Below are 18994 nucleotides of genomic sequence, written 5' to 3'. Positions count from 1 at the left end.
GGAACATCAATGCGAGCTGATCATCGTGCCCACGCCCTGGTCGGTCAGGATTTCCAGCAACAGGCAGTGCGGAACGCGGCCGTCGACGATGTGCACGGAATTCACGCCGTTCTTGGCGGCGTCCAGCGCGGAAGAGATCTTGGGCAGCATGCCGCCGGAGATCGTGCCGTCGGCGAACAGCTCGTCGATGGTCTGGGCCGACAGGCTGCGCAGCAGCTTGCCGGCTTTGTCCAGCACCCCGGGGGTGTTGGTCAGCATCAGCAGCTTTTCCGCGCCCAGCACTTCGGCCATCTTGCCGGCGACGACGTCGGCATTGATGTTGTAGGCCGTGCCATCTTCGCCATAGCCGATGGGCGAGATGACGGGGATGAACTGGTCGTCCTGCAGCGCCTTGACCACGGCCGGCTCGACCATGGTGATGTCGCCGACGAAACCGATGTCGATGGGCTCGGACGGATTGTCCTTGTTGTCCATCAGCTTCTTGCGGGCCTGGATCAGCCCGCCGTCCTTGCCGGTCAGGCCGACGGCCTTGCCGCCGACCTCGTTGATCATCATGACGATGTCCTGCTGGACCTGGCCGCCCAGCACCCATTCCACGACTTCCATGGTTTCGGCGTCGGTGACGCGCATGCCCTGGATGAAGGTGCCTTGCTTGCCGATGCGGCGCAGTGCGTCGTCGATCTGCGGACCGCCGCCGTGGACCACCACCGGATTCAGACCCACCAGCTTCAGCAGCACGACGTCGTGCGCGAAGCTACGCTGCAATCGCTCTTCCGTCATGGCGTTGCCGCCGTACTTGACCACGATGGTCTTGCCGTGAAATCGTCGGATATACGGCAGTGCTTCAGACAGCACGGCAGCTTTGACAGCAGGAGACGAAACGGCAGCAGGGTCGGGGGTGTCGGTCATGGCAGCTAAGTCGGCAAATATACGTATGAGTGGTTAGAAAAAATGCCTGCACAAAAACGCGTTCGGAACGCGGTAGCGCAAGCATACGACGGATTGTAGTACCCACAGGTTTCTTATGCTTTAAACCCATGTTCATATGCCCGACAAATAACCGGCATTCAGGTAAATTGGGGGCGATTTCGCAACGGCTGGCCCCGCAAAAGGGGGCCGGGCTGCATTGGCTGGATGTTTGTCCCCAATTTTTAACCCATATAAGAGGCAACACATGCGTTTGAATCTTGTCCGCTCCGCCCTGGTGGCGTCGGCCTTCCTGGTGGCGGCGAACGCCGCCCATGCTGAAAAGGTGGTGGTGGGCGCGACCCAGGTCCCGCACGCCGAGATCCTGGAAGTGGTGAAACCGCAGCTCGCCAAGGAAGGCGTGGAGCTCGACATCAAGGTGTTCAGCGACTATGTGCAGCCGAACCTGCAACTGGCCGACAAGCAACTGGATGCCAACTTCTTCCAGCACAAGCCCTACCTGGATTCGTTCAACAAGGACCGCAAGGCGAACCTGGTGCCGGTGGCCCTGGTGCACGTCGAGCCGTTCGGCGGCTACTCCAAGAAGATCAAGAGCCTGTCCGAGCTCAAGGACGGCGCGAGCGTCGCCATCCCGAACGATCCGTCCAACGGCGGCCGCGCGCTCGTGCTGCTGCAGAAGCAGGGCCTGATCAAGCTGAAGGACCCGGCCAATATTCTCGCAACCGCCGCGGACGTGGTCGAGAACCCCAAGAAGCTGAAGTTCCGCGAACTGGAAGCCGCCATGCTGCCGCGTTCGCTGGACGATGTGGACCTGGCGCTGATCAATACCAACTACGCGCTGGAAGCCGGGCTGGTGCCGACCAAGGACGCGCTGTTCATCGAAGGCTCGGATTCGCCCTACGCGAACATCCTGGTGACCCGCGAAGACAATAAAGACGCGCCCGGCATCAAGAAGCTCGTCAAGGCCCTGCACACCCCCGAGGTGAAGCAGTTCATCCAGGAAAAGTACAAGGGCGCGGTGGTTCCGGCTTTCTAAACCTTCCGAGTGTCTGACACCCTTACGGGACAGTCTGACGAATTCGGTACAGTGTTCCCGGGTGTCTGACACCGGCTGAATTCAGACGGTTGTTCGTTCAGATACAGCCGGTGTCAGACACCCGGGAAGGCCTGCTTCAGCCTGGCGGCTATTGCGTAAGGGTGTCAGACACGCGGAAGATCTAGCTTGCCAGCGCCTTCTCCACCGTGGCGTGGAATTCCGCGACGTCGTATTCGCCGAGGTAGCGCTTGATGATGTTGCCTTTCTTGTCGATCAGGAAGGCGGTGGGCGTGAGGCGGATGTCGCCGAAGGCGCGGGCGATGTCGCCCTTGGTGTCCAGCGCTACCGGGAACGGCAGCTTGCGCGTTTCGGCGAAATTCAGCACGAAGTTGGGCGGGTCGTAGTCCATGGCGACGGCGACCGCCTCGTAGCCTTTGGCGGAATACTCGTTGTAGGCCGAGATGGTTTCCGGCATTTGCTTCACGCAGGTCACACAGCTGGTTGCCCAGAACTTGACCAGCACGACCTTGCCGCGCAGGTCCTGCATGGAGAAGGTTTTGCCTTCCAGGGTGGTGAAGGTGACGTCGGGGGCGGTCTGCGCGGGGCGCAAGACGAACCAGGCGCCGATGCCGACCGCCACCAGGACGGCGAGCGCTACGATGGCTTTTTTCATTTGATGGGCATGACCTCTACGCCGCCACCCGCAGCGCCAGCGTTGTCGCTGGCCGCGCCGGTGCCGCTTTCGATGGGCGCTTTGCTTTCCGTGGTTTTGGATTGGGAACCGCTGTTCGACAGCCGGATCGCTTCTTCGCGGCTGATGGTTTCGAACAGTTTAACCACCTTGGCCACGCCTCCCACGTCGGCGGCGGCATTGGCGGCATAGTCGCCTTCGGCCTGCGTCACCTTGCCCATGAGATAGACGACGCTGTGGTCGGTGGTTACCGCGATGGTGCCCGAAGGCACGTACTTGGTGTTGAGCAGGGCGGTCTTGACCTTGGAGGTCAGCCAGGTGTCGTTGGAGCGCACGCCGAACGAGGCGATGGGGCCCACTGTTAGCTGGTTGGTGACCTGTTTGACGCTTTCCACGCCCTGGGCGATTGCCGTCGCCTGGCTCTTGGCTTCTTCGGTGGGGACGTCGCCGGTCAGCAGCAGGTGGCCGCCATAGGCCATGGCGTTGACGCGGGCGGTTTCGCCCAGCTTCTGCGAGATCTGGCTCTGAGCCTTGAACGCCATGTTCTGGTCCTCGAGCTGGATGCCGGAGGTGCGGCGGTCCGTCACGACGACCGCCGTGGTGGCGGCGGCGCCGCCCACGATCAGCGGCGCGCAGGCCGACAGCGACAGCGCGGCGGTGGACAAGGCGGCGGCAAGCATCAACGGACGGGTAGCGGTTCGGACGTCAGAAATCATTCGGTGTCTCCAAGCAGAAGAGCGTCAATGCCGTCGCACAGCGCGTGCAGTAGCAGAATATGGACTTCCTGGATGCGCATCGTGCGATCGCTGGGAACACATAGATGGACGTCCATGGGCGTAATGAGTTCCCCCATGACGCCGCCGCCCTTGCCTGTCAGGGCAAGCACGTGCATTTCGCGGGCGCTGGCGGCTTCCATGGCGCGCACCACATTGGGGGAATTTCCGCTGGTGGAGATCGCCACCAGCACATCGCCGGCCTGGCCGAAGGCATTGACCTGGCGCTCGAAGACCTCGTCGAAGCCATAGTCGTTGCCGACGGCGGTGAGGATGGAGGTATCGGTATTGAGCGCGATGCCAGCCAGGGGCAGGCGTTCGCGCTCGAAGCGGCCCACCAGTTCGGCGATGAAATGTTGCGCGTCGGCGGCCGAGCCGCCATTGCCGCAAGCCAGAATCTTGCCGTTGTTCGCCAGGGCGCCGAATAGCACGTCCACCGCTATTGCCAGCGGCTCGGCCAGCACGTTCATGCTTTGTTCGTACGCAGCCATGGCGTCGCGAAAGTGCGACGTCATCCGAGAGGTCATGTCCATGGCCGCGATTATCTCACGGTGCCGTAACCCTGTTCTGTCCAGGCGTAACGACCTTCGGGCGGCGCGTTACCGGCGCAACAGCGGTCAGGCGAGCCAGAACGCCCCGCGCAGCCACTGAGGCTGGCCGGCCTCGAAGACGACCGCGTCGAAGCGGGCGGCCGGCGGCTTTCCTTGCCAGTGCCGGTGGGCCAGTTCGGGCAGCCAATGCGCCGCGGCGCGGGCCAGCCGGGCCTGCTTTTCCAGGCCGATGCTGGCCGCCGCGCCGCCATAGCGGGCGCAGCCGCGCGAGCGGACCTCGACGAACACCAGGATATCGCCGTCGCGCATGGCCAGATCGATCTCGCCAGCGCGGGTCCGCAGGTTGCGCGCCAGCAGCGCCAGGCCCTGTGCCCGCAGCAGGCGCAGCGCGGCCGCTTCGTGGCGGTCGCCTGTGCGTTGGGTGGGCGAGCGCCGCGGGGGTTGCGGGGCCGCCGGGGGCGGACGCCGCTCCGCGCGCCGCCGGCGTTTGCCGGCGCGGCGGCGGGCGGCCAAGGCCAGTTCGCAGGCCAGGCGCAAGGTCTCATCCATCATGGGGGCTCCGGAGTCGGCGGGCATTGGCGGCTACACTGACATGGTTTTCCGTGTCAGTAGGCTGCAATGAATCAAAATGTCTCACCCCCGCCCGCCGGAGACGCCTGGTCCCGCGTTGCCGAACGCGTTGCCGAGCAGCATTGGCCCGCCTCGACGCTGTACGTCGTGGCCACGCCGATCGGCAATCTGGGCGACCTGGGGCTGCGCGCCTGGCATGCCTTGCAGCGGGCCGACGTGATCGCTGCCGAAGACACGCGGGCAAGCCGCACGCTGCTGGACGCCTGGGGCGTGGGCACGCCGCTGATGGCCGCCCACCGCCACAACGAGGCTGCCGCGGCCCAGGCCATTTGCGCCCGGCTGGAGCAGGGCCAGCGCGTGGCCCTGGTGTCCGACGCGGGGGCGCCCGCCGTCAGCGATCCGGGCGCGCGCATTGTGCGCGCCGTGCGCGAGGCGGGTTTCAAGGTCGTGCCGGTGCCCGGCCCCAGCGCCGTGATCGCCGCGCTGATGGGTAGCGGTGTCACTACGGACGAAAACCCGGCGTATGCGTTCGCGGGTTTCGCGCCGCCCAAGGCGGCCGCCCGCCAGCGCTGGCTGCGCACCTGGTGCGCCCTGCCCGCGCCGGTGGTGATGTTCGAATCGCCGCATCGGCTCGCCGCCACCCTGGCCGATTTGCTGGAAGTCTGCGGACCCGACCGCCGGCTGACCGTGGCGCGCGAGCTGACCAAACGCTTCGAGGAAATCGCCACCTTCCCGATGGGCGAGGGCGCCGCCTGGCTGGCGGCGGACAGCCATCGCGAGCAGGGCGAATTCGTGTTGATCGCGCATGCCCGGGAAGACGAACCCGCGCAGGAGGATGCCGACCCGAGCACGGACGCGCTGCTGGACGCCTTGCTGGAGTCGCTGTCGCTGCGCGACGCCGCCCGCGTCGCGGCCAAGGTCTCGGGTTTGCCGCGGGACGTCCTGTACAACCGGGCGCTGGCCCGCAAGAAATCGTCGGAATAAGCCATGACGTACGCAACTGTCGTGTCCAACAAGCCCGCCGATCCCAATGAACGGCTCACCTACCGCGACATGCCCACGCCGCTGGGAGACATGCGTCTGGTCGCCAGCCCCAAGGGGCTGCGGGGCGCCTGGTTCACCGACCAGGCCCTGCTGCCGTCGGCGGAAGGTTGGATCCTCTCGGAATCCGATGCCATCCTGGAGCAGGCGCGCCACGAACTGGACGAGTGGTTCGCCGGCCGGCGCCGCACGTTCGACGTGCCGCTGGATCCCGTCGGCACGGCGTTCCAGCACCAGGTCTGGCACGCGCTGTGCGACCTGGCGTTCGGCGTGCTGGCCAGCTATGGCGAACTGGCCCGTACGGTGGGCCGGCCCAAGGGGGCGCAGGCGGTCGGCGGAGCGGTCGGGCGCAACCCGATCAGCATCATCATCCCGTGCCACCGCGTGATCGGCGCCGACACCGCCTTGACCGGCTTTGGCGGCGGGCTGCCGCGCAAGCAGGCGCTGCTGGCGCACGAGGGCAATCTCTACCGGAGCCGGAACCCGCGCGCGCGGCGCGTCTGCGACGGGCAGGCGGAGCTGCCCTGGTAGCTTGGGGATTCCTTATTGCGCGGCGATGCTGGGCAGGATGCCGATGCGCTCCGACACCAGCGGCACGGCGTTCAACGCGCTTTGCCGGTCGGGGTAGGGGCCGATCTTGACCCGGTACAGGTTGTTGGACTGTTCCATCGAGGCGGGCGGCGCGCCGTCCGGGCCCAACTGGGTATTGATCCGGCTGACCAGCGATTGCGCGTTGGCCGGCTGGCTGAACGCGCCCACTTGCAGGTAGATGTTGCCGAGGCCGCCCGCGGCCGCCGGCAGGGGCTCGGCCGTGAGCGCGATGGGCGCGGCGGCAACCGGGGCGAGCACCGGCGTGGATCCCAAGGCCGACGCGGGCTCGGGCGGCGCGGCGGCCGGCGCGCCCTGAGAGGCCAGGCGCCGGATCTCGTCGGGCGGAATGGCCTCCACGATCACCTGGCCGCTGCCCGGCCCGATGATGCCGAGCTTGTGCGCCGCAACATAGGACAGGTCCATGATGCGATCGCTGTGGAAGGGGCCGCGGTCGTTCACGCGCACGACGACGGTCTTGCCGTTGACCAGGCTGGTGACCCGGGCGTAGCTGGGCAGCGGGAGCGTGGTGTGGGCGGCCGTCATGGCGTACATGTCGTAGGACTCGCCGATGGACGTGGAATTGCCGTGGAACTTCTTGCCGTACCAGGAGGCGATGCCGCGCTTCTTGTAGGGCTGGCCGCTGGTGTCGGGCACGTAGCGCTGGCCGAACACGACGTAGGGCCGGTTCGCGCCGCTGGCGTAGGGCTCCACCCTGGGCACCGCGTCGGGCACCTGATCCAGGTTCGAGGGCGGATTCGCGTCCGGCCCGTCATCCTTGTAGTAGCCGCCGCCCTTTTTGCGCCCGCCGGTGGAAGAACAGCCGGCCACGGCAATGGCCAGCAACAGCATCAGGATCAGGTGGAGCGGGCGGGACAGGGTCATGCGGATTCGTCAGGCAGTTGGGTGCGGTGGCGCACCAGCAGCGGGTCGTGGTCGGCGAAGCGCAGCGCCAGTTGCTCGACCACGTACACCGACCGGTGCTGGCCGCCGGTACAGCCGATGGCGACGGTCAGGTAGTTGCGGGTGTCTTGTGTGTATCGGGGCAGCCACCGGTTCAGGAAACCGGCGATGTCGTCGATCATCAGCCCCACTTGCTCGAAGCCCGCCAGCCAGGCGGCCACGGGCTCGTCGCGCCCGGTCAGGGGCCGCAGGTTGCGATCGTAATAGGGATTGGGCAGGCAGCGCACGTCGAACACCAGGTCGGCGTCGCGCGGTACGCCGCGCTTGTAGGCGAAGGATTCGAACGTGAGGACCAGCGGCGCGCGGTCCGCCTGGATCAGATCGCGGATCCAGGCGCGCAACTGCCCCGGCGTCAGGTCCGAGGTATCGATGACGTGTTCCTGCTCGCGCAGCGGCGCCAGCAGTTCGCGCTCCAGCGCGATGCAGTCGGTCAGGGATGGCGCGGTGCCGCCGCGCTGCAGGCGGTCGGTCAGCGGATGGCGGCGGCGGGATTCGGAGTAGCGCTGCACCAGCGTTGCGGTGCTGGCGTCCAGGAAGACCACGCGCAGGCTGGTGCCCATGGCGCGCAGCGCGGTCACCACGTCCGGCAGCTCGGCCAGTTCGCCGGGCGAGCGGACGTCGATCGCGACGGCAACCCGCTCCAGGCCTTCGTCCCGGGCGTTGGCAATGAATTCGGTCAGGAACCGTACGGGCAGATTGTCGACACAGGTATAGCTGGCGTCCTCGAGCATGCGCAGGGCGACGGACTTGCCGGAGCCAGAGATGCCGGTGACTAGGACGACTTTCAACATGGACATGATTGTGGCACGCTTTTCCAGGACGATGCCGGCGGGATGGCATCTGATATGGCCGTAAACTCGAAATCTGCGCCTGTACCTTTTTGGCTGCCTTGGCGTAAGCTTGGCGCCGGATACGAGATAGATTCACATACGCGCCCCGCCGTCATGCGTTTCGGGGGATAGGAATTCGACCTAGATGTTAGCCTTCATTTCCTTTCGTAGTGTTTCACTGCCGCGGTTTGGGGCAATTTCGGCCCTGCTGGCCGCCGCTGCCGTCGTTTTTTCGGCAACGCCCGCGCAGGCCCAGGACGCTTCCCTGGTGCCTTTGCGCCCGGACACCATGGCGGCCCGCGTGGCGGCCTGTACTGCCTGCCATGGCGCGCAGGGCCGGGCCGGCACCGATGGCTACTATCCGCGCCTGGCCGGCAAGCCCCAGGAATACCTGTACCACCAGCTGCTCAACTTCCGCGATGACCGGCGGCAGTACCGGCCCATGAGCCATTTGCTGGTCGGCCTGCCCGATGACTACCTGCGCGAAATGGCGGCGTACTTCTCCGAACAGCACGTGCCCTATCCGGCGCCGGCGCGCGCCGATGTGTCCGCCGCCACGCTGGAGGCCGGCCGCAAGCTGGCGATGGACGGCGACGCGGCGCGTGGCCTGCCCGCCTGTGCGTCCTGTCACGGCGCCGCCCTGGGCGGCGTGCTGCCCGCGATTCCCGGCCTGCTTGGCCTGCCGCGCGACTACATCGGTTCGCAGATCGGCAGCTGGAAGAACGGCCTGCGCCGCGCGGCGGAGCCGGACTGCATGGCCGATATTGCCAACAAGCTTACCCCCGCCGACATCGGCGCGCTGGCTGCGTGGCTGTCGTCGCGGCCCGTCGTCGAACCCTATGCGCCCGAACCGGCAGGCGCGCTGCGCCTGCCCGCGGAATGCGGCAGCCAGGCGCAACGGTAGGCGGGCGAGCAGATGAAACTCATGAAGAAAGTCCTGTTGGTCCTGTTGCTGGCGCTTGTCGTGGTGGTGGGCGGCCTCTATTGGGCGGGCACGCGCGACGACTCCAGCACCGGTCCGGCCGCCGCCGCGGCCGACGCCTCGACCCTGGTCGAGCGCGGACGCTATCTGGCGCTCGCGGGCAATTGCATGGCCTGCCACACGAGCCGCGGCGGCAAGGCGCTGGCTGGCGGCACGCCCATCCCCACGCCGTTCGGCACCGTGTACGGCCCGAACATCACACCCGACGAAAAGACCGGCATCGGCGCCTGGACGGCGGATGATTTCTGGCAGGCGCTGCACAACGGCAAGTCGCGGGACGGCACCTTGCTCTATCCCGCGTTCCCCTACACGGAATACACCCGCGTCACTCGCGCGGATGCCGACGCGCTGTTCGCCTACCTGCGCACGGTGCCGCCCGTCAGCCAGCCCAACCGGCCGCCCGAGCTCGAATTTCCGTACGACCAGCGCGCCCTGCTCGCCGCCTGGCGGGCACTGTATTTCAAGCCGGGCGTCCTGGAGGACGATGCGGGCCAATCGGTGCAATGGAACCGCGGCCGCTATCTCGTCGAAGGGCTGGGGCATTGCGCCGCATGCCATACGCCGCGCAACCGCCTAGGGGCGCTGCGCTCGGACCAGGCCATGGGTGGCGGCGAGATCCCGGTGCTGGACTGGTACGCGCCGCCGCTCACCAACGATATGCAGACCGGCATGGGGCGCTGGTCGGCCGAGGATATTGCCGCGCTGCTCAAGACGGGCATGTCCGGGCATTCCAGCGTCAGCGGGCCGATGGCCGAGGTGGTGCTGGGCAGTACGCAGCACCTGAGCGACGGCGATGCGCTGGCCATCGGCGTTTACCTCAAATCCCTGCCCGCGACGCCGCCCGCCGGGGATCCGCCCAAGGCGCCCGTCTCGCCGGCGGCGGTGGAATTGGGAGGCAAGATCTACCTCCAGCAATGCGCGCAATGCCACCAGCCTGCGGGCGAGGGCAGCGGCATGGCCTGGCCCGCGCTGGCCGGCAATCCCACCGTGACGGCGCCGTCGCCCGTCAATGCCATCCGCATGGTGCTCGACGGCGGCTACGCGCCCGCCACCGCCGCGAATCCCCGGCCGCATGGCATGCCGCCGTTCGGGCAGATTCTCAACGATAGCGATATCGCCATGCTCGTGTCCTACATCCGCAATAGCTGGGGCAACGAAGCGGGCGGTGTGACGCCGCTGGAAGTCAAGCGGGCGCGCGCCGCATCGACGCGGAATTAGGTTTGACGGTCCGCAGGCCTGCGGCAGGCCTCGCGCGCCAGCTTGCCCAGCGCGTGTACCGCATCCTGGGCGCCGGCGTCCCAGGGGTGTCCGTAGTTCAGGCGCAGCGCGCTGCCGAACTGGCCGCTGGCCGAGAAAATCGGGCCCGGCGCCACACTGATGCCGCGCGCCAGCGCCTGCCGGTGCAAGACCAGCGCGTCCACGGCCGGGGGCAGTTCCAGCCACAGGAAGAACCCGCCTTGTGGCCGGGTGACGCGCGTGCCGGCGGGAAACGCCTGCGCGATCGCATCGGCCATGCGCGCCTGCTGTGTCTGCAGCGTTTCGCGCAGCCGGCGCAGGTGGCGGTCGTAGCCGCCTTGTTCCAGGTATTCGGCGATCGCGCCCTGGGCGGGGCCCGACGCCGATAGCGTCGAGGACAGTTTCAGGCGCTGCACGCGCTGCGTATAGCGGCCGGCGCAGGCCCAGCCGATGCGGTAGCCCGGCGCCAGGCATTTCGAGAACGACGAGCAATGCAGCACCAACCCCTGGGTGTCGTAGGCCTTGGCGGGCACGGGCCGCGTGGATCCGAAATACAGCTCGCCGTACACGTCGTCTTCGATCAGGGGGGTACCGTGGCGCGCCAGCATTTCCACCAGCTGCCGCTTCTTGTCATCGGGCATCAGGCTGCCCAGCGGATTCTGAAATTGCGTCATCAGCCAGCAGGCCTTGGGTGCGTGGCGCTGGATGGCGGCCTCCATCGCGTCCAGGTCGACGCCGGTGCGCGGATGGGTGGGTACTTCCAGCGCCTTCAGTCCCTGCCGCTCGAGCGCCTGGAGGGCGCCATAAAAGGTGGGCGCTTCGACCAGGACCGTGTCGCCGGGCTGTGTGACGGCTTGCAGGCAGAGGTTGAGGGCTTCGAGCGCGCCGTTGGTGACGACGATGTCGGCCGCGGGCACGTTGATGCCGCCGATCAGGTAGCGCAGCGCGATCTGCCGACGCAGGCCGGGATTGCCCGGCGCCAGGTCTTCCACCGTGTCCAGCGGATCCTGGCGCTTGAGGTGCGTTGCCATGGCCTGGGCCAGCCGCGGCAGCGGGAACAGCAGCGGCGAGGGGAAGGCCGACCCGAGCGGCCTGACGTCGCGGTTGCGCACGGAGCCCAGGATGTCGAAGATGCGCTCGCTGATCGCGAGCTCGGTCGATTCACCGTCCGGGTTGGAGGCGCCGGGTTCGGGGGGCAAGGAGGCGGCGGGCGCGCTGACGTAATAGCCCGAACGCGGCTGCGCCCGAATCAGGCCGCGCGCTTCCAGCAGGTAGTAGGCCTGGAAAACCGTGGAGGGGCTGACGTGCCGCGCCGCGCAGGCGTCGCGCACAGAGGGGAGCTTGTCGCCCGCGCGCAGCACGCCGTCGCGAATCGACTTGGCGATCTCGGCCGCAAGCGTTTCGTAGAGGCTCATGGCGTCGCCGGGCGACACGCGTTTACTTGCTGCTTTGCAGGATCGCCATTGCCTGGCGCTCCATGAATTCGCCCAGCGTGTCGATGCCGCGCAGCTTCAGGATCGTGTTGCGCACCGCGGCTTCGACCAGCACCGCCAGATTGCGGCCCGCCGCAACCTGCAGCATGACCTTGCGCACGGGCAGGCCCAGCATGTCCTGCGTGATGTCCTGCAGCGGCAGCCGCTCGAACTTGTCCTGCGCGGTGGCGCGCACCAGGTGCACGATGAGCTTGAGGCGCATCTTCCGGCGCACGGACGTTTCGCCGAATATGGTGCGGATGTCGAGCAGGCCCAGGCCGCGCACTTCCAGCAGGTTCTGCAGTAGTTGCGGACAGTGGCCTTCGATCATGTTGGGGGCGGTGCGCGAGAACTCCACGGCGTCGTCGGCCACCAGGCCGTGTCCGCGCGAGATCAGTTCCAGCGCCAGTTCGCTCTTGCCCAGGCCGGATTCGCCGGTAATGAGCACGCCCAGGCCGAGCACGTCGAGGAAGACGCCATGCACCGTGGTCGTGGGCGCCAGCTTCTTGCCCAGGTAGATGCGCAGCAGGTCGATCAGCTGGGCGGCGGCCACGGGCGTGGACAGGAGCGGCACCTGGTGCTGGTCGCACTGGTCGATCAGGTCCTGGGGCGGCGTCAGGCCGTCGGCCAGCAGGATGGCGGGGACGCCGCCGATCAGCAGCTCGTCCATGTGGTGCATGCGGCGGCGCAGGTCGAAGCGGGTGTAGTACGCCAGCTCTTCCTGGCCGAACACCTGGATGCGGGACGGGTGGATGAGGTTCAAGTGGCCGACGAGGTCGGCGGCCGACATGCCATCGTCGGGGATCGCGCGGTCCGCGGCGCCCTGGCCTGAAATCCAGTTAAAGGGGATTTTGTCGGCGTTGTCGTCGACGAGTTCCTGCACCGTGAGCATGGCAGCGTTTCCGCGAGGAGATCAGAGTTGGCCGGTCGTGAGCATCTTGTGGACGATGGCCGGATCGGTTTCCGTGGCCAGGGCCTCGCGCAATGCCTTGTTGGACATGAGCTGGGCGAGTTCGGCCAGGATGTCCAGGTGTTGCTGTGTGGCCGCTTCCGGCACCAGCAGGCAGAGCAGCATCGAAACCGGCTGTCCGTCGGGCGCATCGAAGGCGATGGGCTGGGCAAGGCGGATGAAGGCCGCCATGGCCTGCTCCAGGCCCTTCACGCGGCCGTGCGGGACGGCCACCCCCTGCCCCAGGGCCGTGGAGCCCAGGCGTTCCCTGGCGAACAGGCTGTCGAACACGAGCGCCCGCGCCAAGCCGTGGTTGTTTTCGAAGAGAAGGCCGGCCTGCTCGAACGCACGTTTCTTGCTCGTTGCGAGCATATCGAGCACGACGTTGCCGGCGGGTAGGATGCGCGACAAATGATTCATCGGATCATTATATGGTTATATGACGCAGTGCAATAATCGGCCTCTGCGGCGCGTCCCCTGCGTGGGCGCGCCGTGGGGCGGCAAGAGCGACAGCATAGACCGATAGCGGCGGATTGTGGGCATTCTTGCGCCCTGCGCAGCCTTGCGGCGCGGGAAACGTCTGGAATCGGGGACGAACAGGCTCGCCGGCGGGGCCGGGAATGGGGGACAAAGAGGGGGAGGGGGAAGTTTGCCGATGCCCCGGCTGGACTCGTGGTCTAGCGGGACACCGGGACTGAGGCAGGATCCTAGAATCGCTGTTTCGTTAGTCGCGCAGGGCGAGCTATCGTGAGGCGCATTACTGCTGGGGTGACGAGAGATTCGCCGCTTGCCGCTTCACGGACTCCGCTGTGTGACTTCGTACCTTGTCCTTGTGCTTGATGACCTGACGGTCGACCTTGTCAGCAAGAAGATCTATGGCTGCATAGAGATTTTCATCGGTAGCTTCACAATGAATGTCCTTACCGCTTAGACGCATAGTGATTTCGGCTCTATGCCGCAGGGGCTCTACCGAGAGCATGACCTGGGTATCGATGACGTGATCGAAATGCCGCAGCACTCGCGCCAGTTTGTTCATGACATATTCCCGGATGGCCGGGGTGACGTCGAGGTGACGACCGCAGATGCTCAGGTTCATAGTGTGCTCTCCTTCTAAAAGAGGAAAAAAATTGCGCAAAAGAGCGCGGCTGGTTCGTTAGGCGTTCTCCTTGATCGAGAGGGTTCGTTTAGTACTAGTGTATAGACTCGGGCCGATAAAACAAGCTGACCTAGCGCAAGAACATGGCATTTTTATGGCTGAGCCCCATAGGGCGTATCAACGCGCCTAGGGGTCTTCCCGGAGCTGCCGGTTACATGCGGAAGTGCTCCCCCAGGTAGACGCGGCGCACGGCGGGATCGCCCACGATTTCATCGGGGTGGCCGTCGGTCAGGACCTTGCCTTCGCTGATGATGTAGGCGCGGTCGCAGATGCCCAGGGTTTCGCGGACGTTGTGGTCGGTGATCAGCACGCCGATGCCGCGTCCCTTCAGGAAACGCACGATGCGCTGGATTTCGATCACGGCGATCGGATCCACGCCGGCGAAGGGTTCGTCCAGGAGGATGAAGCGCGGGCTGGTGGCCAGCGCGCGCGCGATCTCGACGCGGCGGCGTTCGCCGCCCGACAGTGAAATGGCCGCATTGCTGCGGATATGGCCGATCTGGAGCTCCTCCAGCAAGGATTCCATCTGCTCGTTGATCTTGGGCGTCGACAGCGGCCGTCCATCCGGCCCCGTTTGCAGTTCCAGCACCGCGCGGATGTTCTGCTCCACCGTCAGGCGGCGGAAGACGGAGGCGTCCTGGGGCAGGTACGACAGCCCCATCCGCGCGCGCTTGTGGATGGGCATCGCGGTAATGACGGCGCCGTCGATCTCGATGCGGCCGGCATCCGCCGGCACCAGGCCGACGATCATGTAGAAACTGGTGGTCTTGCCGGCGCCGTTGGGGCCGAGCAGGCCGACGACTTCGCCGCTGACCACGGACAGGGACACGTCCTGCACCACGGTCCGGCCGTTATAGGTCTTGCGCAAACCGGTTGCACGCAGGCTGCCCTGCTTGACGCCCGAAGGGGCGGAGGTCACGGGAGTCTGCACTGAGGGTTGGTTCATCGTGGCTGCGAGTGGTGTTGCATGGGGGGCGCTTCAGCGCCCTTTCTTGGTGGCTTGCTGCTTGCGGCATTCCGCGATGGCGGCGTCCGATTTGGCGCGCGGTTCCGCCACTGAACGGACCCGGCCGCCCGCCGCGGACGAATTGGGGCCGCCTTGGGCTTCGTACGTGCCGGTCTTCTCGTTGTAGCGCACCCGTTCGCCGCGTATGGTATCGAAGGGTTTCCCACAGACATAGCGGATCACGACGGCCTGGCCGATGAGGTCGAAGGTGCTTTTCGAGCCGTCGTATTCGGCGCGCAGGCCCTTGCCTTCGATGAGTTCGAAGGTCTCGGGACGTTCCTGGCGGATGGTCACGACCTTGCCCTTGTTGGCCGTGGCGGTGCCGAACTGGTTGCCTTGCGCGTCCTCGTTCATCTGCAGGGTGTCCGACGACAGGGTCATGAGGCCGCGCGTCAGGTTGACGTTGCCCGTGAAGACGCTTTGCTTCTTCACGTCGTCGTAGTGCAGCGTGTCCGACAGGATCAGCGTGCTGGGCTCTTCGGCCGGCGCGGCCGCCTTGGGCGCCGGATCCGCGGCGTGGGCCGGCGCAAGCGCCGAGGCCGTCAGCAGGACGGCGCCGATCAGGCGGGTCGTCGGGGCAAGGAGAATCCGGAGGTCGGTCATGGTTTCTTCTGGTTAGTGTTGTTGGCGGGAATTTCGGTCCGACGTTGCTGTTTGCCTTCGGAGCCGGCAATTTCCACATCGGTCGATGCCGAAACCTGCAGCTGGCGAGTCTTGTTGTTGTAGTGCATGCCCTTGCCGTTCATGCGGGAACGGCCCTTGAGCACCTCGGCCGGCAGGTCGGTGTAGACCACGTCCTCGTCGGGCAGGATGATCAGTTGCTGGCTGCGCACGTCCAGCATGTCGTTGTTGGCGTCCGGCTGGCGGTGCACGTGCGCGTCGCCGTTCATGACGATGCGCTTGCCGCCTTGCTCCATCACGGCCGTCTTCGAGACGGCCACCGTGATGGGGTTGGTCTCGCGCTGGCCGACCGCGCGCGGCTGGGTGATGTGGTACGAGTCATCATCCGGGAAATGTTCTGCGTATTCGCCTTCCAGGCGGTTGATGGGCCGGCCGCTGGGATCGGTGCGCAGCATGACGAAGTCGCGGGACCAGGCGTCCATCTCGTGGGTGATGCGGCGCGGCGGGTCCACCTGGATGGCTCGCTGCGCATAGTCGGCCGCCCACCACGAACTGGTGACCAGCACCAGCAGCAGGAACAGCGCGATCAGAGAGGGAAAGCGTTCTTTCATCGGGTTCGCCGCAAGGGCGTGTTGGTTATCGCGGCGGTCATTGGATCGCGCCCGGGCCGAGCAGGCCCGGAGCCGCCAGGAACGCGCCGAGGCGCCCCTGGGCCGCCAGCAGCAGGTCGCAGCATTCGCGCACCGCGCCGCTGCCGCCCGGTTGCGAGGATATCCAGTGGGCGGCCTGGCTGACGTAGCCCGGCGCGTTCGGCACGCTGGCGGCGAAGCCGGCGCGCTGCATGGCCGGCAGGTCGATGATGTCATCGCCCATATAGCCGGCCTGATTCAGTTGGACACCGGAACGCTGCGCAAGTTCGGACAGGGCGCCGCCCTTGTCGCGCACGCCCTGAACGACTTCGGCGATGCCCAGCTCGGCGGCGCGGCGCGCCACGATCGGACCGGAGCGGCCGGTCATCAGCGCGACCTTCAGGCCGCCTTCCATCAACAGGCGCAGCCCGTGGCCGTCCAGCGCATTGAAGCGCTTCTGCAGTTCGCCGCTTTCGCCGTAGTAGAGGCTGCCGTCGGTCAGCACGCCGTCCACGTCGAAGACCATCAGGCGCACGGCGGCGGCGCGTTCACGCACGTTGGCGGGGATGCGGGCGAGGACCAGCGCGTCGGCCGGATGCGTCAGGGAAGCAGAAAGAGTCATAGTCATACCACTTTAGCGGCCATCAAATCATGCATGTGGAGGGCGCCGAGCAGGGCGCCGTCGTTGTCCAGCACCAGCATGTGGTTGAGCCGTTGTTCGTCCATTTGCTGGGCGGCCTCGACCGCCAGCGCGTCGGGGTTGATGCTGCGCGGCGAGCGTGTCATGCCCGACTCCACGGTCAGGCTGCGGATGTCGCCGTGCCGGGCGATCAGGCGGCGCAAGTCGCCATCGGTGAATATACCCAGCGGGCGGTGCTGCGCGTCGGTTACGACCGTCATGCCCATGCCTTTGGCGGACATGACCTCGAGCGCCTGCGAGACCGGCGTGCCGGCCATCACGATGGGCAGGGCGTCGCCTTGGCGCATCACGTCGCGCACGTGGGTCAGCAGGCGGCGGCCCAGGGCACCGCCCGGATGCGAGCGCGCGAAATCCTGCGGGCCGAATCCCCGCGCTTCCAGGCAGGCGACGGCCAGCGCATCGCCCAGGGCGAGCGCGGCGGTGGTGCTGGCCGTGGGGGCCAGGTTCAGCGGGCAGGCCTCCTGGGCCACGCTGGCGTCCAGGTGGACGTCGGCCAGCAGGGCCAGCTCGGATTGCGGATTGCCGGTCATGGCGATCAGCCGCGCGCCCATCCGGCGGGCGACCGGCAGGACGGTCAGCAGTTCCTGGCCGGAGCCCGAATAGGAAATGGCGATGATCACGTCGTCCCGGGTGATCATGCCCAGGTCGCCGTGGACGGCTTCGGCGGCGTGCAGGAAGAAGGCAGGCGTGCCGGTCGAGGCCAGCGTCGCGGCGATCTTGCGCGCGATGTGGCCGGTTTTGCCGATTCCGCTGACCACCACGCGGCCGCGACAGGCCAGCAGCATGGCGACGGCATGCGTGAAGCTGTCGTCCAGCCGGGCGGACAGGTCCTGCAGCCCCTGGCTTTCGATTTGCAGCGTTCTGCGCGCAGATGCCAGCGCGGTCTCGGACGATGTTGTGGGATGGTCAGTCATGGACGGATTTTAATATCAGTATGCGGGTTTGCCCCGGGCAGGGGGGTATGGCATCCTGGCGGCTCTTTTCAACGGATTTCAAACTCCCTTTCCAGGTTCGTCCCATGTCCAGCATTCCCAGCCCCGTTCTTGGCACGCCCTTGTCTCCCCTGGCCACCCGAGTCATGCTGCTTGGTTCGGGCGAACTGGGCAAAGAGGTCATCATCGCCCTGCAGCGGCTGGGCGTGGAAGTCATTGCGGTGGATCGGTACGCCGACGCCCCGGGCCACCAGGTGGCGCATCGGGCGCATGTGGTCTCGATGACGGACCCGGAGGCCCTGCGCAAAGTCATCGACCAGGAGCGGCCGCACGTTATTGTCCCCGAAATCGAAGCCATTGCCACCAATTTGCTCGTGGACCTGGAAGCGGCCGGCGTGGCGCGGGTGACGCCCACGGCCCGCGCCGCCCAGCTGACCATGAACCGCGAGGGCATCCGCCGCCTGGCGGCGGAAACCCTGGGGCTGCCCACTTCGCCCTATTGTTTCGTCGACACGGAAGAAGCGTTGCGCCAGGCCATCGACGGCGGTATCGGCTATCCCTGCGTCATCAAGCCGGTCATGTCCTCCTCGGGCAAGGGGCAATCCCTGATCAAGAACGCCGACGACATCGCTTCCGCCTGGCGCTACGCCCAGGAGGGCGGCCGGGTGGGCGGTGGCCGCGCCATCGTCGAAGGCTTCATCCGCTTCGATTACGAAATCACCCTGCTCACCGTGCGCGCCCGCGGCGCCGACGGCCAGGTCCAGACCCGCTACTGCGAACCCATCGGCCACAAACAGGTCGACGGCGACTACGTGGAAAGCTGGCAGCCGCATCCGATGTCGCCGGCCGCGCTCGAGCGGTCCCGGGAAATCGCGCTGGCCGTCACCTCCAACCTGGGTGGCCTGGGCATCTTCGGCGTGGAGCTCTTCGTGGCCGGCGACCAGGTCTGGTTCTCGGAAGTCAGCCCGCGCCCGCATGACACGGGCATGGTCACCATGATCACCCAGGTCCAGAACGAGTTCGAGTTGCACGCCCGGGCTCTGCTGGGCCTGCCGGTGGATACCAGCCTGCGCCAGCCTGGCGCCAGCAGCGTCATCTACGGCGGCGTCGAGGCCGCCGCAGTCTCGTTCCACAACGTGGCCGAGGCGTTGGCCGAGCCGGGCACGGACGTCCGCCTTTTCGGCAAGCCCGAATCCTTCGTCAAGCGCCGCATGGGCGTGGGCCTGGCCGTTGCCGAAGACGTCGCGGCCGCGCGCGCCAAGGCCAAGCGGGTTTCCGCCGCCGTGTCCGTCAAGGCCGGCTGAGCCGCCTTTCCCGTTCCCTGCCGCAGGGTCCCATCAA

Annotated in this window: 22 protein-coding genes; 6 read left to right on the top strand and 16 right to left on the bottom strand. The window is 66.6% G+C overall.

The window, feature by feature from the left end; genetic code table 11:
- Window positions 1-6: 6 nt before the first annotated feature.
- A complete protein-coding gene (gene argB / locus AGI3411_RS00835; RefSeq protein WP_129525552.1) occupies window positions 7-909 on the bottom strand; it encodes an acetylglutamate kinase in 903 nt (300 codons plus the stop codon).
- A 265-nt stretch (window positions 910-1174) separates the two neighbouring features.
- Between argB and AGI3411_RS00830 the strand changes: the two genes are divergently transcribed.
- Window positions 1175-1963, top strand: a complete 789-nt coding sequence (locus AGI3411_RS00830; protein WP_129525551.1) for a MetQ/NlpA family ABC transporter substrate-binding protein — start codon at window positions 1175-1177, stop codon at window positions 1961-1963.
- Window positions 1964-2144: 181 nt separating this feature from the next.
- Here AGI3411_RS00830 and AGI3411_RS00825 read toward each other — a convergent pair whose 3' ends face one another.
- The 4 genes from AGI3411_RS00825 to AGI3411_RS00810 all read right to left on the bottom strand — a co-directional run bounded on the left by AGI3411_RS00825 (window position 2145) and on the right by AGI3411_RS00810 (window position 4530).
- The gene (locus tag AGI3411_RS00825; protein WP_129525550.1) at window positions 2145-2636 is read right to left on the bottom strand and encodes a peroxiredoxin family protein; all 492 of its coding nucleotides are present in this window, start codon (window positions 2634-2636) and stop codon (window positions 2145-2147) included.
- A complete protein-coding gene (locus tag AGI3411_RS00820; RefSeq protein ID WP_129525549.1) occupies window positions 2633-3370 on the bottom strand; it encodes a BON domain-containing protein in 738 nt (245 codons plus the stop codon). Before AGI3411_RS00820 ends, AGI3411_RS00825 begins: the two co-directional genes overlap by 4 nt.
- Window positions 3367-3960, bottom strand: coding sequence for a phosphoheptose isomerase (locus tag AGI3411_RS00815; protein ID WP_165359025.1), 594 nt, complete (start codon window positions 3958-3960; stop codon window positions 3367-3369). Before AGI3411_RS00815 ends, AGI3411_RS00820 begins: the two co-directional genes overlap by 4 nt.
- An 84-nt stretch (window positions 3961-4044) precedes the next feature.
- Window positions 4045-4530, bottom strand: coding sequence for a YraN family protein (locus AGI3411_RS00810; RefSeq protein WP_129525548.1), 486 nt, complete (start codon window positions 4528-4530; stop codon window positions 4045-4047).
- A 66-nt stretch (window positions 4531-4596) separates the two neighbouring features.
- Here AGI3411_RS00810 and rsmI point away from each other — a divergent pair, with 66 nt between their 5' ends.
- Window positions 4597-5532: a 16S rRNA (cytidine(1402)-2'-O)-methyltransferase gene (rsmI, locus tag AGI3411_RS00805; protein WP_129525547.1), complete on the top strand. Its 936-nt coding sequence runs from the start codon at window positions 4597-4599 to the stop codon at window positions 5530-5532.
- Between the two features lie 3 nt (window positions 5533-5535).
- A complete protein-coding gene (locus tag AGI3411_RS00800; RefSeq protein ID WP_129525546.1) occupies window positions 5536-6120 on the top strand; it encodes a methylated-DNA--[protein]-cysteine S-methyltransferase in 585 nt (194 codons plus the stop codon).
- 12 nt (window positions 6121-6132) lie between these two features.
- On the opposite strand, the gene AGI3411_RS00795 is transcribed toward AGI3411_RS00800, so the two are convergent.
- Together AGI3411_RS00795 and rapZ are read right to left on the bottom strand one after the other, a co-directional pair.
- The gene (locus AGI3411_RS00795) at window positions 6133-7062 is read right to left on the bottom strand and encodes a septal ring lytic transglycosylase RlpA family protein (protein WP_129525545.1); all 930 of its coding nucleotides are present in this window, start codon (window positions 7060-7062) and stop codon (window positions 6133-6135) included.
- The gene (gene rapZ / locus AGI3411_RS00790; protein WP_129525772.1) at window positions 7059-7931 is read right to left on the bottom strand and encodes an RNase adapter RapZ; all 873 of its coding nucleotides are present in this window, start codon (window positions 7929-7931) and stop codon (window positions 7059-7061) included. Before rapZ ends, AGI3411_RS00795 begins: the two co-directional genes overlap by 4 nt.
- 184 nt (window positions 7932-8115) lie before the next feature.
- Between rapZ and AGI3411_RS00785 the strand changes: the two genes are divergently transcribed.
- Both AGI3411_RS00785 and AGI3411_RS00780 read left to right on the top strand, forming a co-directional pair.
- A complete protein-coding gene (locus AGI3411_RS00785) occupies window positions 8116-8874 on the top strand; it encodes a c-type cytochrome (RefSeq protein ID WP_129525544.1) in 759 nt (252 codons plus the stop codon).
- Window positions 8875-8886: 12 nt separating this feature from the next.
- Window positions 8887-10170, top strand: coding sequence for a c-type cytochrome (locus tag AGI3411_RS00780; RefSeq protein ID WP_129525543.1), 1284 nt, complete (start codon window positions 8887-8889; stop codon window positions 10168-10170).
- Here AGI3411_RS00780 and AGI3411_RS00775 read toward each other — a convergent pair.
- The 9 genes from AGI3411_RS00775 to AGI3411_RS00735 all read right to left on the bottom strand — a co-directional run bounded on the left by AGI3411_RS00775 (window position 10167) and on the right by AGI3411_RS00735 (window position 17635).
- Window positions 10167-11603, bottom strand: a complete 1437-nt coding sequence (locus tag AGI3411_RS00775) for an aminotransferase-like domain-containing protein (protein WP_129525542.1) — start codon at window positions 11601-11603, stop codon at window positions 10167-10169. The genes AGI3411_RS00780 and AGI3411_RS00775 overlap by 4 nt on opposite strands.
- A gap of 22 nt (window positions 11604-11625) precedes the next feature.
- Complete coding sequence (hprK, locus tag AGI3411_RS00770; protein ID WP_013396727.1) at window positions 11626-12552, bottom strand: HPr(Ser) kinase/phosphatase; 927 nt, start codon at window positions 12550-12552, stop codon at window positions 11626-11628.
- Between the two features lie 21 nt (window positions 12553-12573).
- The gene (locus tag AGI3411_RS00765; RefSeq protein WP_129525541.1) at window positions 12574-13029 is read right to left on the bottom strand and encodes a PTS sugar transporter subunit IIA; all 456 of its coding nucleotides are present in this window, start codon (window positions 13027-13029) and stop codon (window positions 12574-12576) included.
- 337 nt (window positions 13030-13366) lie between these two features.
- Complete coding sequence (gene hpf, locus AGI3411_RS00760) at window positions 13367-13705, bottom strand: ribosome hibernation-promoting factor, HPF/YfiA family (protein WP_043546933.1); 339 nt, start codon at window positions 13703-13705, stop codon at window positions 13367-13369.
- A gap of 211 nt (window positions 13706-13916) precedes the next feature.
- Window positions 13917-14711 (bottom strand): LPS export ABC transporter ATP-binding protein, encoded by a 795-nt coding sequence (lptB, locus tag AGI3411_RS00755; protein ID WP_129525540.1) that lies wholly within the window; start codon window positions 14709-14711, stop codon window positions 13917-13919.
- A 33-nt stretch (window positions 14712-14744) separates the two neighbouring features.
- Complete coding sequence (lptA, locus tag AGI3411_RS00750; RefSeq protein WP_129525539.1) at window positions 14745-15374, bottom strand: lipopolysaccharide transport periplasmic protein LptA; 630 nt, start codon at window positions 15372-15374, stop codon at window positions 14745-14747.
- On the bottom strand, window positions 15371-16003 hold the full coding sequence (gene lptC, locus AGI3411_RS00745) for an LPS export ABC transporter periplasmic protein LptC (protein ID WP_129525538.1): 633 nt from the start codon (window positions 16001-16003) through the stop codon (window positions 15371-15373). The genes lptA and lptC overlap by 4 nt, the downstream gene beginning before the upstream one ends.
- Window positions 16004-16040: 37 nt before the next feature.
- Window positions 16041-16649: a KdsC family phosphatase gene (locus AGI3411_RS00740; RefSeq protein WP_208747993.1), complete on the bottom strand. Its 609-nt coding sequence runs from the start codon at window positions 16647-16649 to the stop codon at window positions 16041-16043.
- A complete protein-coding gene (locus AGI3411_RS00735) occupies window positions 16646-17635 on the bottom strand; it encodes a KpsF/GutQ family sugar-phosphate isomerase (RefSeq protein WP_129525536.1) in 990 nt (329 codons plus the stop codon). Before AGI3411_RS00735 ends, AGI3411_RS00740 begins: the two co-directional genes overlap by 4 nt.
- A 104-nt stretch (window positions 17636-17739) precedes the next feature.
- Here AGI3411_RS00735 and purT point away from each other — a divergent pair, with 104 nt between their 5' ends.
- Entirely contained in the window at window positions 17740-18957 is a 1218-nt protein-coding gene (gene purT, locus AGI3411_RS00730; RefSeq protein WP_129525535.1) for a formate-dependent phosphoribosylglycinamide formyltransferase, read from the top strand.
- The last annotated feature ends 37 nt before the right edge of the window (window positions 18958-18994 follow it).

The sequence above is a fragment of the Achromobacter agilis genome (assembly GCF_900496965.1).
In the GTDB taxonomy this organism is placed as follows: Bacteria; Pseudomonadota; Gammaproteobacteria; order Burkholderiales; family Burkholderiaceae_B; genus Achromobacter; species Achromobacter agilis.
The sequence above is the reverse complement of the archived record's forward strand: the minus strand, read 5'-3'. Positions and strand labels throughout refer to the sequence as shown.

What these genes read in the sequence shown, in the direction of transcription:
- argB (WP_129525552.1), bottom strand. Translation starts at nt 909, where the DNA reads ATGACCGACACCCCCGACCCTGCTGCCGTTTCGTCTCCTGCTGTCAAA.
- AGI3411_RS00830 (WP_129525551.1), top strand. Translation starts at nt 1,175, where the DNA reads ATGCGTTTGAATCTTGTCCGCTCCGCCCTGGTGGCGTCGGCCTTCCTG.
- AGI3411_RS00825 (WP_129525550.1), bottom strand. Translation starts at nt 2,636, where the DNA reads ATGAAAAAAGCCATCGTAGCGCTCGCCGTCCTGGTGGCGGTCGGCATC.
- AGI3411_RS00820 (WP_129525549.1), bottom strand. Translation starts at nt 3,370, where the DNA reads ATGATTTCTGACGTCCGAACCGCTACCCGTCCGTTGATGCTTGCCGCC.
- AGI3411_RS00815 (WP_165359025.1), bottom strand. Translation starts at nt 3,960, where the DNA reads ATGGACATGACCTCTCGGATGACGTCGCACTTTCGCGACGCCATGGCT.
- AGI3411_RS00810 (WP_129525548.1), bottom strand. Translation starts at nt 4,530, where the DNA reads ATGATGGATGAGACCTTGCGCCTGGCCTGCGAACTGGCCTTGGCCGCC.
- rsmI (WP_129525547.1), top strand. Translation starts at nt 4,597, where the DNA reads ATGAATCAAAATGTCTCACCCCCGCCCGCCGGAGACGCCTGGTCCCGC.
- AGI3411_RS00800 (WP_129525546.1), top strand. Translation starts at nt 5,536, where the DNA reads ATGACGTACGCAACTGTCGTGTCCAACAAGCCCGCCGATCCCAATGAA.
- AGI3411_RS00795 (WP_129525545.1), bottom strand. Translation starts at nt 7,062, where the DNA reads ATGACCCTGTCCCGCCCGCTCCACCTGATCCTGATGCTGTTGCTGGCC.
- rapZ (WP_129525772.1), bottom strand. Translation starts at nt 7,931, where the DNA reads ATGTTGAAAGTCGTCCTAGTCACCGGCATCTCTGGCTCCGGCAAGTCC.
- AGI3411_RS00785 (WP_129525544.1), top strand. Translation starts at nt 8,116, where the DNA reads ATGTTAGCCTTCATTTCCTTTCGTAGTGTTTCACTGCCGCGGTTTGGG.
- AGI3411_RS00780 (WP_129525543.1), top strand. Translation starts at nt 8,887, where the DNA reads ATGAAACTCATGAAGAAAGTCCTGTTGGTCCTGTTGCTGGCGCTTGTC.
- AGI3411_RS00775 (WP_129525542.1), bottom strand. Translation starts at nt 11,603, where the DNA reads ATGAGCCTCTACGAAACGCTTGCGGCCGAGATCGCCAAGTCGATTCGC.
- hprK (WP_013396727.1), bottom strand. Translation starts at nt 12,552, where the DNA reads ATGCTCACGGTGCAGGAACTCGTCGACGACAACGCCGACAAAATCCCC.
- AGI3411_RS00765 (WP_129525541.1), bottom strand. Translation starts at nt 13,029, where the DNA reads ATGAATCATTTGTCGCGCATCCTACCCGCCGGCAACGTCGTGCTCGAT.
- hpf (WP_043546933.1), bottom strand. Translation starts at nt 13,705, where the DNA reads ATGAACCTGAGCATCTGCGGTCGTCACCTCGACGTCACCCCGGCCATC.
- lptB (WP_129525540.1), bottom strand. Translation starts at nt 14,711, where the DNA reads ATGAACCAACCCTCAGTGCAGACTCCCGTGACCTCCGCCCCTTCGGGC.
- lptA (WP_129525539.1), bottom strand. Translation starts at nt 15,374, where the DNA reads ATGACCGACCTCCGGATTCTCCTTGCCCCGACGACCCGCCTGATCGGC.
- lptC (WP_129525538.1), bottom strand. Translation starts at nt 16,003, where the DNA reads ATGAAAGAACGCTTTCCCTCTCTGATCGCGCTGTTCCTGCTGCTGGTG.
- AGI3411_RS00740 (WP_208747993.1), bottom strand. Translation starts at nt 16,649, where the DNA reads ATGACTATGACTCTTTCTGCTTCCCTGACGCATCCGGCCGACGCGCTG.
- AGI3411_RS00735 (WP_129525536.1), bottom strand. Translation starts at nt 17,635, where the DNA reads ATGACTGACCATCCCACAACATCGTCCGAGACCGCGCTGGCATCTGCG.
- purT (WP_129525535.1), top strand. Translation starts at nt 17,740, where the DNA reads ATGTCCAGCATTCCCAGCCCCGTTCTTGGCACGCCCTTGTCTCCCCTG.